The 14,095-nt window shown below is 39.7% G+C and carries 11 protein-coding genes and 1 rRNA gene (1 of these 12 cut by a window edge); 4 read left to right on the forward strand and 8 right to left on the reverse strand.

Annotation, left to right across the window (positions count from 1 at the left end; translation table 11 throughout):
• From GFC28_RS12990 to dnaA, 8 genes are all read right to left on the reverse strand, one after another.
• Positions 1–395, reverse strand: a 16S ribosomal RNA gene (locus GFC28_RS12990) (it extends 1,160 nt beyond the left edge of the window).
• Between the two features lie 826 nt (positions 396–1,221).
• Positions 1,222–2,334, reverse strand: a complete 1,113-nt coding sequence (locus tag GFC28_RS12995; protein ID WP_044745140.1) for an HD-GYP domain-containing protein — start codon at positions 2,332–2,334, stop codon at positions 1,222–1,224.
• 98 nt (positions 2,335–2,432) lie between these two features.
• Positions 2,433–4,904 carry a DNA gyrase subunit A gene (gene gyrA, locus GFC28_RS13000; RefSeq protein WP_044745141.1) on the reverse strand — a complete coding sequence of 824 codons (2,472 nt, stop codon included), beginning with the start codon at positions 4,902–4,904 and terminating at the stop codon, positions 2,433–2,435.
• Between the two features lie 239 nt (positions 4,905–5,143).
• A complete protein-coding gene (gene gyrB, locus GFC28_RS13005; protein WP_044745142.1) occupies positions 5,144–7,066 on the reverse strand; it encodes a DNA topoisomerase (ATP-hydrolyzing) subunit B in 1,923 nt (640 codons plus the stop codon).
• A gap of 32 nt (positions 7,067–7,098) precedes the next feature.
• Positions 7,099–8,229 (reverse strand): DNA replication/repair protein RecF, encoded by a 1,131-nt coding sequence (gene recF, locus GFC28_RS13010; RefSeq protein WP_044745143.1) that lies wholly within the window; start codon positions 8,227–8,229, stop codon positions 7,099–7,101.
• Between the two features lie 11 nt (positions 8,230–8,240).
• Positions 8,241–8,462, reverse strand: coding sequence for a S4 domain-containing protein YaaA (yaaA, locus tag GFC28_RS13015; RefSeq protein ID WP_044745199.1), 222 nt, complete (start codon positions 8,460–8,462; stop codon positions 8,241–8,243).
• Between the two features lie 112 nt (positions 8,463–8,574).
• Positions 8,575–9,711: a DNA polymerase III subunit beta gene (dnaN, locus tag GFC28_RS13020; protein WP_044745144.1), complete on the reverse strand. Its 1,137-nt coding sequence runs from the start codon at positions 9,709–9,711 to the stop codon at positions 8,575–8,577.
• A gap of 172 nt (positions 9,712–9,883) precedes the next feature.
• Positions 9,884–11,233, reverse strand: coding sequence for a chromosomal replication initiator protein DnaA (dnaA, locus tag GFC28_RS13025; RefSeq protein ID WP_044745145.1), 1,350 nt, complete (start codon positions 11,231–11,233; stop codon positions 9,884–9,886).
• Positions 11,234–11,746: 513 nt separating this feature from the next.
• On the opposite strand from dnaA, the gene rpmH reads away from it, so the two are divergent.
• The 4 genes from rpmH (at position 11,747) to jag (ending at position 13,783) form a co-directional block, all read left to right on the forward strand.
• Positions 11,747–11,881, forward strand: a complete 135-nt coding sequence (rpmH, locus tag GFC28_RS13030) for a 50S ribosomal protein L34 (RefSeq protein WP_003397591.1) — start codon at positions 11,747–11,749, stop codon at positions 11,879–11,881.
• A 79-nt stretch (positions 11,882–11,960) separates the two neighbouring features.
• Positions 11,961–12,311: a ribonuclease P protein component gene (rnpA, locus tag GFC28_RS13035; RefSeq protein ID WP_044745200.1), complete on the forward strand. Its 351-nt coding sequence runs from the start codon at positions 11,961–11,963 to the stop codon at positions 12,309–12,311.
• Between the two features lie 63 nt (positions 12,312–12,374).
• On the forward strand, positions 12,375–13,142 hold the full coding sequence (gene spoIIIJ, locus GFC28_RS13040; protein WP_044745146.1) for a YidC family membrane integrase SpoIIIJ: 768 nt from the start codon (positions 12,375–12,377) through the stop codon (positions 13,140–13,142).
• Entirely contained in the window at positions 13,139–13,783 is a 645-nt protein-coding gene (jag, locus tag GFC28_RS13045) for an RNA-binding cell elongation regulator Jag/EloR (protein WP_044745147.1), read from the forward strand. The genes spoIIIJ and jag overlap by 4 nt, the downstream gene beginning before the upstream one ends.
• Positions 13,784–14,095 lie beyond the last annotated feature (312 nt).

The raw sequence follows: 14,095 nt of genomic DNA on the forward strand, positions 1-14,095 counted from the left end.
AGACTTTCGTCCATTGCGGAAGATTCCCTACTGCTGCCTCCCGTAGGAGTCTGGGCCGTGTCTCAGTCCCAGTGTGGCCGATCACCCTCTCAGGTCGGCTACGCATCGTCGCCTTGGTGAGCCGTTACCTCACCAACTAGCTAATGCGCCGCGGGCCCATCCGTAAGTGACAGCCGAAGCCGCCTTTCAACTAAAGACCATGCGGTCTTCAGGGTTATCGGGTATTAGCTCCGGTTTCCCGAAGTTATCCCCGTCTTACGGGCAGGTTGCCCACGTGTTACTCACCCGTCCGCCGCTAACCAAACAGAAGCAAGCTTCTATTCGGTCCGCTCGACTTGCATGTATTAGGCACGCCGCCAGCGTTCGTCCTGAGCCAGGATCAAACTCTCCAAAAGAAAGTTGATTGGCTATTATTTAAATTTCGGTTGACCATACCGAAATTTTTCGATTCACGCTTCGTTTTGTTCAGTTTTCAAAGAACATTGTTCTAATAAAGCAGCTATTAAATGATAACAAATCAATCAGCTAATGTCAATCTTTTTTTATTTTATTCATCCGTTTTTCACGGACATTTTTTATTATACTTATATACCTTACATTAATCAAGTATTTTTTTCTTCTTTACTTCTTTGTCTATGAAACAGAAAAAGCGAAATGGTCACTTTTCTGTCTACTTCTTTAGAATTAAATCCATACTGGACAAAAGTTTAACTAAAAAAGTGTACCCCTATTTGAGAAAAACATGAACAAACGACGTATACATCTCCGCTACCATCAACTGAACATAAAAAATCTGTAAAAGCGAAACCTAGCTTTTTAACGATTATATCTTTAATTCAGAGGTTTATGTTGTTTTTCAACGGTCGGCCCGCTGTCACATATTTATACGATACAAACACCCCCCGGACTTGATCTCCGACCGCCGAATACATTATCTACCCTTTTTAAAAATTTGTATTGATTATAGCTAGATCCTCTTTGATAAAACTAAAAGTATTTCTACTCCTTTTAAAATCATCCTCTATTTTTTAACTGCTTAACACTTGAAAGAAATACAAGGCGCAAATTATGATTTATCTAAATTAATGCTAATTTTTCGATTCGTAAGTCTCTAATCTACTGACTAAGCATAGATATCATTTAACGCTTGCTACTCATGATCGCATCATCAAAAAAGGAATGGGAAAAATAGAGATGGTTTGCTTACTTTCATTAAAATATTTATTCTCCATCCATCTCAGACGAATAAATGACCTCTTCGATAAAAAGATGACGTTGTTCGCTTAATGAAATAAACTCATTTCCATCAATTGTTTTAACAATAGGCCGCGTCGGTTCTTCTCTTTGAACAAACACAATTTCTGCCATTTCGCCATTGGATAACTTCACCTTTGTGCCGACCGAAAACATTGTTAAATGATTCAATAAGATTTGTATGACTTCCATGCTTAGTTTCCCAAAGTTATCTACCTGAATTTGTTCAAGCGCTTTAAACGGTGATTCTTTTTTCCGATAGAGACGCTCAGAAACCATGGCATGATATACATCCGCTACGGAAACAATCTTACTATATGGATGAATTTGCTTGTCATTGATCCCAAACGGATATCCGCTTCCATCATTTCTTTCATGATGCTGTAAAACAGCTAATTTTACTCCTTCCTGTAAAACAGGGATTTTCTGAACCATCTTATACCCTAAAATGGTATGTTCCTTGACCTCTTTATACTCTTCAGCCGTAAGGGCGGATTTTTTCATAATAATTTTTTCATTAATTTTAGCCATACCACAATCACAAAGAATCCCTGCTAGAGCAATTTGATAACATGCTCCTTTTCCATAATTCAGATGCTTCCCTAAAAACCCTGACAATAACCCGATACAGACCGCATGATGGTATAAATAATCTTCTTTCGTTGTATAACGATATAGGGTAAGCAGTTCTGTTCGATTATCGATAAAACGGTCAAGCAAAGGAATAATAATTGAACGAATTTCTCCAACATCAATAGGAGAACCTGACTGCCAAGATTGAAATGCTTTTTTGTATCGTTGTACTGCTTTTAAATAAAGAGCCATAATATCTTCCGTACTTTCATTATTTTGCTCATCGCTTTCCTTTTTTACTTCGATAATTTCTAGAGGCCTAAAGGGTTGGCCATTTGCTAATACCGGCTCTACATAAACATCTTCAATCAAAAATTTTTCCAACACATTTAAAAGCAACGGAGTTAATACAGTGTTCTTAGGAATAATTGTTTTCTTTGTTTTTCCAATTACATCGGCTGCTAGAATACATCCTTCTTGTAACTGATTAATTTTGACACGAATCATTTTATTCCCCCAGTCTAACAAGACACAATTCCCCGTGTATTATAAAAAGCTGACTCGAGGATGCGGGCTCTGTTCCTCGAATCAGCAATGTTAATCCATTAGTCTTCCTGTCTATCCTCAGCTTCCTTTTCTTCCTCTTTTGGTACTTTTGCAACTGTGGCAACATATTCGTGTTCATTATCACCTGATAGCCGGATCAATTTAACTCCTTGCGTATTCCGTCCCATTCTCGAAATATCGCTGACAGCAATCCGGATCAAAACGCCATTGGTGGTGATCAACATAAGATCTTCTTCGCCTGTTACAGTCTTTACAGCTACAACTGTGCCATTTTTTTCAGAAATATTGCATGTTTTTAACCCTTTTCCGCCACGACTTTGCACTCGATATTCTGAAGCACCTGTGCGTTTTCCGTACCCGTTTTTCGTTACTACAAGCACATCATGATCTTCCTCTAGAATCTCCATTCCGACTACTTCATCGCCACCTTCTAACGTGATTGCCTTAACCCCCGTTGCATTTCTTCCCATTGTTCGCACCTCTGTTTCAGGGAAGCGGATGAGCATACCATGTTTCGTTCCAACGATCACGTGTTTAGAACCATCTGTCAATTTTACAGAAATAAGCTCATCTCCTTCACGCAAGCTAACAGCAATCAAGCCATTATTGCGAATATTGGCGAATGAAGATAGCGGAGAGCGTTTAGCAATTCCTTCTTTTGTTGTAAAGAATAAAAAGGAATTATCGTCAAATTGGTCGATCGTAATAATCGTATTGACCCATTCATCTTTATCGATTTCTAATAAATTAATAATTGGTATTCCTTTAGCTGTTCGGCCGAATTCAGGAATTTCGTATCCTTTCGAACGATATACTTTCCCTTTATTTGTGAAAAATAAAATGGTATGGTGGGTCGATGTGATCAAAAGGTGCTCCACAAAATCGTCTTCACTTGTATTCATTCCTTGAATTCCTCGGCCGCCACGCTTTTGACTCTTGTAGGTAGATAAAGGAAGGCGTTTAATATAGCCTTTATGCGTGAGCGTCACGACAATATTTTCACAAGGAATCAGATCCTCATCATCAAATTCTTCAACGCCTCCGCTTACAATCTCGGTTCTCCGTTTATCATTAAATCGCTCTTTTATTTCTGTGAGCTCATCACGAATAATTTGCAGCACTTTTTCTTCATCCGCTAAAATCTCTTTAAGTTGGGCAATCAACTGAACCAACTCTTGGTATTCTTGTTCAATCTTTTCTCTCTCTAACCCTGTTAGTCGTTGCAGGCGCATGTCTAAAATGGCTTGTGCTTGTCTTTCCGTAAGTGAAAATTTTTGCATCAAACCTTCTTTAGCGATTTCTGTCGTTTGTGAGTGCCGAATTAAATGGATCACTTCATCCAAATGATCCAAAGCGATGCGCAGCCCTTCAAGAATATGAGCTCTCGCTTCCGCCTTTTTCAGCTCATAAGCTGTCCGGCGGCGAATGACGATCTTTTGATGATCTAAATAATGCATCAGACACTCTTTTAGGTTTAAAACTTTTGGCTCTCCATTCACGAGCGCAAGCATATTGATTCCAAAGCTTGTTTGCAGTGCTGTTTGTTTATACAAGTTGTTTAAAATCACCTTGGCATTAGCGTCTTTTCGAACCTCTATTACGATTCGCATGCCGCTACGATCCGATTCATCACGCAAATCGGTGATTCCATCGATTTTTTTCTCGCGTACAAGTTCAGCAATCCGCTCGATCAGCTTGGCTTTATTCACCTGATAAGGAAGCTCCTGAACAATGATCGTTTCTTTCCCATTTGCTTTTTGCTCAATTTCCACTTTCGCTCTTAAGGTAATTGAGCCTCTTCCTGTTTCATATGCTTTCCTGATTCCGCTGCGCCCAATAATTTGTCCTGCAGTAGGAAAATCAGGTCCCGGTATAAATTCCATTAATTCAGCAACGGTCATTTCCGGATCTTGACTTAAGGCTAAAAGCGCATCAATTACTTCTCCCAGCTGGTGGGGAGGAATATTTGTCGCCATTCCGACTGCAATTCCTGAAGATCCATTGACTAGCAAATTAGGAAATCTCGATGGTAACACCGCCGGTTCCTTTTCCGATCCATCATAGTTATCTTGGTAATCAATGGTGTCCTTATTGATATCCCGCAACAGCTCCATCGATATCTTAGACATTCTTGCTTCTGTATAACGCATGGCTGCGGCTGCATCGCCGTCAATAGAACCGAAGTTACCATGTCCATCCACCAGCATATAGCGATAGTTAAAATCCTGAGCCATCCGCACCATCGTGTCGTAAACAGCTGCGTCACCGTGCGGATGATATTTCCCGATCACTTCACCAACAATCCGTGCTGATTTTTTATAAGGTTTGTCCGCTGTCATCCCTAAATCATGCATCGCATATAAAATACGACGATGGACTGGCTTTAATCCATCCCGAACATCTGGCAAAGCCCTTGAAACAATAACACTCATAGCATAATCAAGAAATGACGATCTCATTTCTTGGCTGATATTCACTTCGCGAATTCGAGGATTACGATTTTCTGACATGTTTACGTACCTCCCTTATAAACTCATTTTCCAGATGGGGAGGGTGGCATTTGAACACTCTCCAATACATAATGAAGGATTAACCTATACGAAGCCAACACTTTTCTTTTCATCCACGCCGGCAAGGTGTTCTTGCCGACATGGATAGATCTGGACATTGCTTCTTTATGCATATCAATGATAAAAACCATCAAAACCGATGTTCCGTAGATATAGAAATCGATTCTCAAACATCCATCTTAAATATCTAGATTTTTGACATACTTTGCGTTTTCCTCGATAAATTGTCTTCTTGGCTCAACCTTGTCTCCCATTAAAACCTCAAATATCTCGTCAGCTTCAATCGCATCTTGAAGGCTTACTTGAAGCAGCGTCCGCGTTTCAGGATTCATGGTTGTTTCCCATAGCTGCTCAGGATTCATTTCACCAAGACCTTTATACCGTTGAATGGTCGGTTTTGGAGTTTCTGGCAGTTCGGACAAGACTTGCTCTAGTTGACGATCATTGTAAGCATATTCCACCCGCTTGCCTTGCTGAATTTTGTAAAGAGGCGGTTGAGCAATATAAACGTATCCCTTTTCAATAATTTCCCGCATATAACGGTAAAAAAACGTTAGCAGCAGCGTCCGAATATGCGCTCCATCGACATCGGCATCCGTCATGATGATGATCTTATGATATCTTGCTTTTGTAATATCGAAATCTTCACCAATTCCTGTTCCTAACGCTGTTATAATTGTTCGCACTTCATTGTTCGATAAAATTTTATCTAGACGGGCTTTTTCAACATTGATAATTTTTCCGCGCAACGGTAAAATCGCTTGAAAATGGCGATCTCGTCCCTGTTTCGCAGATCCGCCCGCTGAGTCTCCCTCTACTACATACAATTCGCTAATAGAAGGATCCTTTGAAGAACAATCTGCCAGTTTCCCTGGCAAATTGGATATTTCAAGCGCACTTTTTCTCCGCGTTAGCTCGCGCGCTTTTTTTGCCGCTAAACGGGCACGCGCTGCCATCATTCCTTTTTCGATGATCTTCTTGGCAACAGTTGGATTCTCTAGCAAAAAGGTTTCAAACTGCTCTGAGAAGATGGCATCTGTTACTGTTCTTGCATCGCTATTTCCAAGTTTCGTCTTTGTTTGCCCTTCAAATTGCGGCGCAGGATGCTTCACAGAAACAATCGCCGTGAGCCCTTCCCGCACATCTTCCCCGGTTAAGTTAGCATCATTGTCCTTAAAAATGTGGTGTTTGCGTGCATAATCATTAATAATACGGGTTAATGCTGTTTTAAAACCCGATTCGTGTGTTCCGCCTTCATGTGTATGAATGTTATTAGCGAACGAATAAATATTGCTGCTGTAGCTGTCATTGTATTGCAAGGCGATCTCAACGGAAATTCCATCTCGTTCCCCATCGATATAAATAGGCTCATCATGAAGCACTTCTCTTGTTCGGTTTAAGTGTTGAACGTATGATTTAATTCCGCCTTCATAATAGTATTCGTTCTTTCGGTTTTCGTCTCGTTTATCTTCAAGACTAATTTTAATCCCTCGATTTAAAAAGGCTAATTCCCGTAATCGAGTGGCCAGCGTCTCGTAATCATACTCTGTCGTTTCGGTAAAAATCTCAGGATCTGGTTTAAACCGAGTAGTAGTGCCTGTCCGATCCGTTTCGCCAATAACTTGTAAATCCGCACAAGGAATCCCGCGTTCATATTTTTGATAATGAATTTTTCCTTCACGATAAACAAATACTTCTAATTCTTGTGACAGGGCATTTACAACAGAAGCACCAACTCCATGAAGCCCTCCAGATACTTTATATCCGCCGCTACCAAATTTTCCGCCGGCATGGAGCACCGTCATAATGACTTCAACAGCCGGTCGACCCATTTGTTCTTGAATGCCGACTGGAATACCACGACCATTGTCAACCACGGTAATACTGTTATCTTTTTCGATTGTTACAGAGATTTCTGTACAATACCCAGCCAACGCTTCATCAATACTATTGTCAACAATTTCCCAAACTAAATGATGTAAGCCTTTGGGACCCGTTGATCCTATATACATGCCTGGCCGTTTCCGTACAGCTTCAAGGCCTTCCAATACCTGAATTTGCCGTTCATCATACATATGTTCGATTTTTTGTTCCATTGTCATGTTAATCACCTACGCTTTCCTTTGAAAAACGATCAAACATCCCCGGTGTCCGGGGAACAAATATGACCGGAACTCACTTGATAGATCGCTGCTTCCTTTATGACATCATGTTGAATTCCGTCAATACTTGTTGTAGTAACAAAGGTTTGAACTTTCTGGCGGATGGTGTTAAGCAGATGTGTTTGCCGAAAATCGTCCAGTTCCGAAAGTACATCGTCTAATAAAAGAATGGGATAATCGCCTGTTTCAGAAAAGATCAGTTCAATTTCGGCCAATTTGATCGATAAAGCTGTTGTTCTTTGCTGTCCCTGTGAACCAAATGTCTGTACATCTCTTCCATTGACATCAAATGACAAATCGTCACGGTGAGGACCAGCAAGTGTCGCACCTCGCTGAATTTCCTTCTCCTTTATTTTAACAAATTTTTCAGTATATGCTTCTATTATTCTCGACAATTCCAGCTCTTCTGATACCTGAACAGAAGGATGATATTGGATTTGCAGCTTTTCCAATCCTCGGCTGATTTCGCGATGAATGGGCTCAGCCCATTTTTGCAGCAGCTGGGAAAATTCATATCTCTTTAATGTAATTTTCGCGGCAAGCTCTATCAGCTGTTCTGTTAATACATCTAAAACAGCTTCATCATGATGCTGCTTCGTTTGCAACAGCTTCAAATAATGATTCCGCTGCTGCAATATCTTTTGGTAGCGGCTTAAATCATGCATATAAACAGGGGAAATCTGCCCCATTTCCATATCAATAAAACGTCGTCTTACTTGCGGCCCGCCCTTGACTAAATGCAAATCTTCAGGAGCAAATAAAACCACATTAATGTGTCCGATATATTGACTTAATTTTTTTTGTTCAATATGACTTATTTTTGCTTTTTTCCCTTTTTTTGAAATCACAAGCTGCAAAGCTGACGGCCCATTTTTTTTAACGGCCTTCCCTTCTATTTTAGCATATTCCTCATCCCAACGAATCAATTCTTTATCATTCGATGTCCGATGAGATTTAGCCATCGCTAAAACATAAATAGCTTCCATCAAATTCGTCTTTCCTTGCGCGTTTTCTCCCAAAATCACGTTGACTTTATTCGTAAACGACAGCTCCTGGCTGATATAATTCCGGTAATTTTTTAACGATAGATGTGTTAAAAACAAAGATTCTTCACCTACTCCAAACCTTTTACCATAAAAGTTCCGAAATCGCGAATATCGACAACATCCCCATGCTTCAGTTTTCGTCCGCGACGATTTTCTCTATCGCCGTTGACATATACTTCTTTTGTTTGTAAAAACCATTTTGCCATACCGCCTGTATCAATCGCTTGCACAAGCTTTAAAAATTGGCCAAGAGTAATCGTTTCCGTTGTGATCTCTATCGTTTGTTTCATCATTTTCACCGCTCTTCAAAAAAATGTCCATCACTTCATTTTACTAAAAAATTGATCAATAGCAAATAAAGCTGCTAGAGAGTCGGAGTAGTTCTAGCAGCTTTATTATACATTAGTACGTTCTGACTGGTAAGATCAGCTGGAGCATGGAATCGCTGTGTAGTGGACGAAGAACAAATGGACGCATGGCTCCGGTAAAGCTGATCTTGATTTCAGCTCCCTCCAGTGCTTTAAGAGCATCCATCATGTATTTAGCACTGAAAGAAATTTTTAGCTCTTCCCCTTCGACAGATTCACTCTGGATCTCCTCAGTAACTTTCCCGATTTCTGGGGATATCGATGAAATTTCTACAATGCCATCCTGTAATGTTGTCAATTTCACCACATTGTTTCTTCCTTCTCTAGCAAGCAAAGAAGCGCGGTCAATCGCTTGGAAAAACTCCTTCGCATTCACAATTACGTCTGTTTGGCTATCTGCCGGAATTAAGCGGGACGTATCAGGATAGTTTCCATCAAGCAATCGCGAGAAAAATAAAAGGTGTTTCGTTTTAAATAAAACCTGATTTTCTGTAATGACAATTTCTACATTTTCATTACTGTCATCAAGAATTTTACTTAATTCGTTTAAGCTCTTCCCAGGGATAACCACGTTATAGCCTAGACTTGCATCCATTTCGATTTTTGCTTTCCGTAAAGCAAGGCGATGACTATCTGTTGCAATACAGATCAGTTCTCCATTCTCTACCTTCCAGTTTACACCTGTCAAGATCGGTCGTGTTTCTGAAGTAGAAACCGCAAAAACCGTTTGACGAATCATCGTTTTTAGTAAATCCGTTGGAAGTTTGAACACATTCTCTTCTTTAATTTGTGGAAGTCTTGGATACTCTTCTGCATCTAAGCCGTTTAAGCTAAACTCCGCTTTTCCTGAACGGATGATTGTAACAAATTGATTTTGAACTTCTATTTCGACGTTGTCTTCTGGAAGTTTTTTAACGATTTCGGCAAAAAAACGAGCCGGTAATACAATACTGCCTGGTTGCAGGACTTCTGCAATAATTGTTCCTTCTTCTTCAGCTGGAATAGATGATTCAATAGATATATCTGAATCGCTTCCAGTCAGTGTCACTTCTTGAACAGTTGCTACCATTTTAATACCAGAAAGAATCGGGATCGTTGTGCGTGAAGAAACAGCTTTCATGACATCTTGAACGCTACGAACTAAGTGATCTTTTTGAATGGTAAGTCGCACGAATCGCACCCTCCTAAACTAGAATAAAAGTAAATTTATTTTATATAAAAAATAAGTAATAGTAGTAATAGTAGCTGTTAACATGTGGATAAGCCGAAAAATCGCAAAGGAAACACAGTCATCCACATGTGGATAGACTGTGCACAACTTTTTATATTATTCACACTATCTATCAATGTTTCAATTTTTCTTGAATCTCTTTTATTTGTTTTTGCAGCTGCACATCCGTTTGCAGCAAAGTTGAAATCTTCTCATGAGCATGGATCACAGTTGTATGGTCGCGTCCTCCAAATTCTTCACCGATTTTTGGCAAAGAACAGTCCGTCAGCTCCCGAGATAGGTACATAGCGATTTGCCTCGGAAAAGCAACCGATTTTGTTCGTTTTTTCGCCTTGAAATCTTCCAGCTTGAGATTGAAATGCTGCCCGACTACGCGTTGAATATCTTGAATGGTGATGACCTTCGGTTTGGAGCTTGGGATGATATCCTTTAGTGCTTCTGCAGCAAGATCCGCGTTAATTTCTTTATTAATAAGCGATGAATATGCCACAACTCGGATGAGAGCTCCCTCAAGTTCACGAATGTTGGAATCAATTTGATTAGCGATGTAAAGCATAACCTCATTCGGAATATCGAAGCCTTCTGCCTTTGCTTTTTTGCGAAGAATAGCAATTCTCGTTTCTAAATCTGGAGGAGTTATATCGGTTATAAGTCCCCATTCAAATCGTGAACGCAGGCGGTCTTCAAGAGTTGGGATTTCCTTTGGCGGCCGATCGCTAGAAATGACGATTTGTTTACTTTCTTCATGAAGCGTGTTGAATGTATGGAAAAATTCTTCTTGTGTTTGTTCTTTTCCAGCTAAAAACTGAATATCATCAATTAATAGGACATCAACATTTCGATATTTGTTGCGAAAGTCATCGGCTTTATTGTCACGAATTGCATTAATAAATTCATTAGTAAATTTTTCAGAAGATAAATAAACGACTTTGGCTGATGGATTATGTTCAATCACATAATGGCCGATCGCATGCATGAGATGGGTTTTTCCCAAGCCGACTCCTCCATATATGAAAAGAGGGTTATATGCTTTTGCTGGCGCTTCTGCTACTGCTAAGGAAGCGGCATGGGCAAAACGATTTCCGGATCCGATGACGAACGTATCAAATGTATATTTTGGATTTAGCATGTTTTGCGGAAAATCTACCTGCTCATCATCCAATTTACGCTGCTTTTTCGTCACCTGTTTAAGATCGATATCTTCCTCGTTCGAGTTGTGAGGAATGATAAATTTAATAGTTAGCTCTTCTCCAGTGATATCATAAATGGTTTCGCCGATTAAATGAGCATAGCGGGAATCCAGCCAATCTCTTGCAAATTCATTTGGGGCTACAATGACGAGTGTATCACCTTTTAGGGAGTGAGCTTTCGTTGATTTCAGCCAGGTTTCAAAGCTGGGTTTACTGATTTTTTTTTCGATCTCCGCAAGCGCCTTATTCCATAAATCATCAATATTTTCCACCCGTTGGCCCTCCTTTTTACACAAAGGGTTGTTCAATCTTTGTACAACTTTTTTAAGCGATGCATATAAATTTATAAAAATACGCTGTGGAAAAATAATATAATTAGGAAGGAAAACGACATTTCGACAGAATCCACTTAGTGTGGATAGCTTTTTCTACAACCGTGAATAAATTGTCCACACATTATCCACATTTTGTGGATAAAAAAATTATACACAAGAATAATCCAGAGTGAAAACAAGAATATGATATCAAATAAACTAGCGTGTTGCAATGATTTTTGATAAATATCCACAACGCCCATACACTGTGGAAAATTATTATCCACATGGTAAGAAGTTGTGAAAAAAATGTCGATAAATGTTGTGAATAAATGAAAAGCAAGAGAAAATATATCCACAGGATAAAAAGTGACTGAAAGATCCACCTGGAACGGTTGACATTTCACTAAATTGTTCAATATAATTAGAAAGACTGCCTGTAACAGTTATTCCTCAGGGAGGTGTCATATAATGAAACGCACATATCAACCAAATAAGCGCAAACGCAGTAAAGTTCACGGCTTTCGCGCACGCATGAGCACAAAGAACGGACGTAAAGTGCTTGCACGTCGCCGCCGTAAGGGAAGAAAAGTATTATCCGCGTAGGCCACTGAAACCTCAGTGGTCTTTTTTCTAAGCTATCTGCCCAAACTCTACGGAAGAATATGGAGTGTTGCGATTGGGGATGAAAAAAAAATACCGCATAAAAAAGAATGAGGAATTTCAACAAGTATTCCAAAAAGGCCATTCCATGGCCAATCGTCAATTTGTAATTTATGTATTGGATCGGCCAGAGCAGCCGTATTTTCGGATTGGCTTGTCCGTAAGTAAAAAAATTGGAAAAGCGGTCGTCAGGAATCGAGTAAAGCGTTATATTCGCCAGACTTTTCTAGAATTGCGAGATCAGGTTGCTACTGCAAAGGACTATGTGATTATTGCAAGACGGCCTGTTTCTGAAATGAATTATGCGGAAGTGAAAAAAAGCTTAATGCATGTGCTGAAAAAAGCTGGAGTATTAGAGAATCATTCTTTTTGATCAGAATGATGGTAAAATACATATACAGAAACCGGATTTTGGACATGTTAGGAGGGAAATGTAGTGAAAAGGCGAATTTGGTTAACGATCGCACTTGTTGCATTTATAGCTCTATTAGCGGGGTGTTCACAAGTAAATCAGCCGATCACATCGGAGAGTAAAGGGTTTTGGAACGAGTATATTGTTTATCCGCTTTCGTGGTTGATTAAATATGTGGCGCACCTATTTGGTGGAAACTACGGTTTGTCGATCATCATTGTTACCATTTTGATCCGGCTTGTTATTTTGCCTCTGATGATTCAACAGACGAGAAATGCGAAAGCGATGCAGGCATTGCAGCCTGAGTTACAAAAGCTTAGAGAAAAGTATAGCTCTAAAGATATGGAAACGCAACAAAAATTACAGCAAGAGACGATGATGCTATTTCAGAAACATGGCGTGAATCCATTAGCCGGTTGTTTTCCGCTCATTATCCAAACCCCGATCTTAATTGGTTTTTACCATGCCATTATGCGAACAAGAGAAATTGCCGATCATAATTTCCTATGGTTCGATCTTGGAGCTAAAGATCCGTATTTTATTTTGCCTGTTGTAGCTGGGGTAGCGACATTTATTCAACAGAAAATAATGATGGCAGGGACTGAGCAGCAAAATCCGCAGATGGCGATGATGCTTTGGATTATGCCGATTATGATTATTGTTTTTGGTATTAACTTTCCAGCTGCTTTATCTCTTTATTGGGTAGTAGGAAATATCTTTTCTATTGTACAAACCTATGCTATTAAAGGTCCTGATTTAAAATCTAATCATTCAGGGGGACAGAAAAAGTGAAGGAAGTAACCGCGACCGCTTCGACTGTTGATGAGGCTATTCAGCTTGCATTAAATCAATTAGGCGTTTCAAGAGATCGCGTGGAAATTGACGTATTAGAGCAAGGGAAAAAAGGGTTTCTTGGTATTTTAGGCAATAAACCAGCGGTTGTAAAGGTAAAAGTACATCCTGATCCAATTGAAGAGGCAGAAATTTTTTTGAAAAATGTGATTGAAAAGATGGGGATTCCAGCGAGTGTGACGAAAAGTGAAGCAGGACATGACAAAGAAATTCAGTTTACCATTAGCGGTGAAAAGATCGGTTTGTTAATTGGCAAACATGGACAAACATTGAATTCTCTCCAGCTATTGACACAGCTGGTGGCGAACCGCTATGCCAATGGCTATGTTCATATCACAGTTGATGCTGAAAACTATCGGGCGCGGCGTCGCGATGTGTTGATGCAGTTGGCTGAAAAATTGGCGGAAAAAGCGGTGAAAACAAAAAAAGAAGTGAAATTAGAACCGCTGCCGGCATATGAGCGAAAAGTCATTCATTCTGCTTTAGCTAATAATCGGAAAGTTAAAACTTTTTCCGTTGGAACAGAACCTCATCGGTATATTGTTATAGCTCCCGTGCATGAGCAAATAAGCAAGGAATAAGATGTTTAAACATTCATAAAACGCGGGGGAAGGGGCTATCTCATCATTTGAGAAAGCCTCTTTTTTCTGTTGCTTTCGCAAAAAATAAGATCCATGCGCATAGAGACTGTCCTTGCGCTTAGTTCCATGAAAAAGAGATTATCGACGGTTGAAGCATGTGATATGCGCCCGCTTTTTGAACAATGAGCGATTTCTTGGCAATCTGCTTGTCCGCTCTCCCTGATTAAATCATGAGTTTTGTTTTTGTAATAAAGGAATAAATCATCCATGGGCAAGAGATAAAACGTTTATTTTGTTATTATTGTTATTCAC

The organism is Anoxybacillus sp. B2M1 (assembly GCF_001634265.1).
Taxonomy (GTDB): domain Bacteria; phylum Bacillota; class Bacilli; order Bacillales; family Anoxybacillaceae; genus Anoxybacteroides; species Anoxybacteroides rupiense.

Bases quoted from the DNA above. Each gene is read 5' to 3' on its own strand.
- gyrA (WP_044745141.1), bottom strand. From the start codon at position 4,904: ATGTCAGAAAATCGTAATCCTCGAATTCGCGAAGTGAATATCAGCCAA.
- gyrB (WP_044745142.1), bottom strand. From the start codon at position 7,066: ATGACAATGGAACAAAAAATCGAACATATGTATGATGAACGGCAAATT.
- GFC28_RS12995 (WP_044745140.1), bottom strand. From the start codon at position 2,334: ATGATTCGTGTCAAAATTAATCAGTTACAAGAAGGATGTATTCTAGCA.
- rpmH (WP_003397591.1), top strand. From the start codon at position 11,747: ATGAAACGCACATATCAACCAAATAAGCGCAAACGCAGTAAAGTTCAC.
- rnpA (WP_044745200.1), top strand. From the start codon at position 11,961: ATGAAAAAAAAATACCGCATAAAAAAGAATGAGGAATTTCAACAAGTA.
- yaaA (WP_044745199.1), bottom strand. From the start codon at position 8,462: ATGAAACAAACGATAGAGATCACAACGGAAACGATTACTCTTGGCCAA.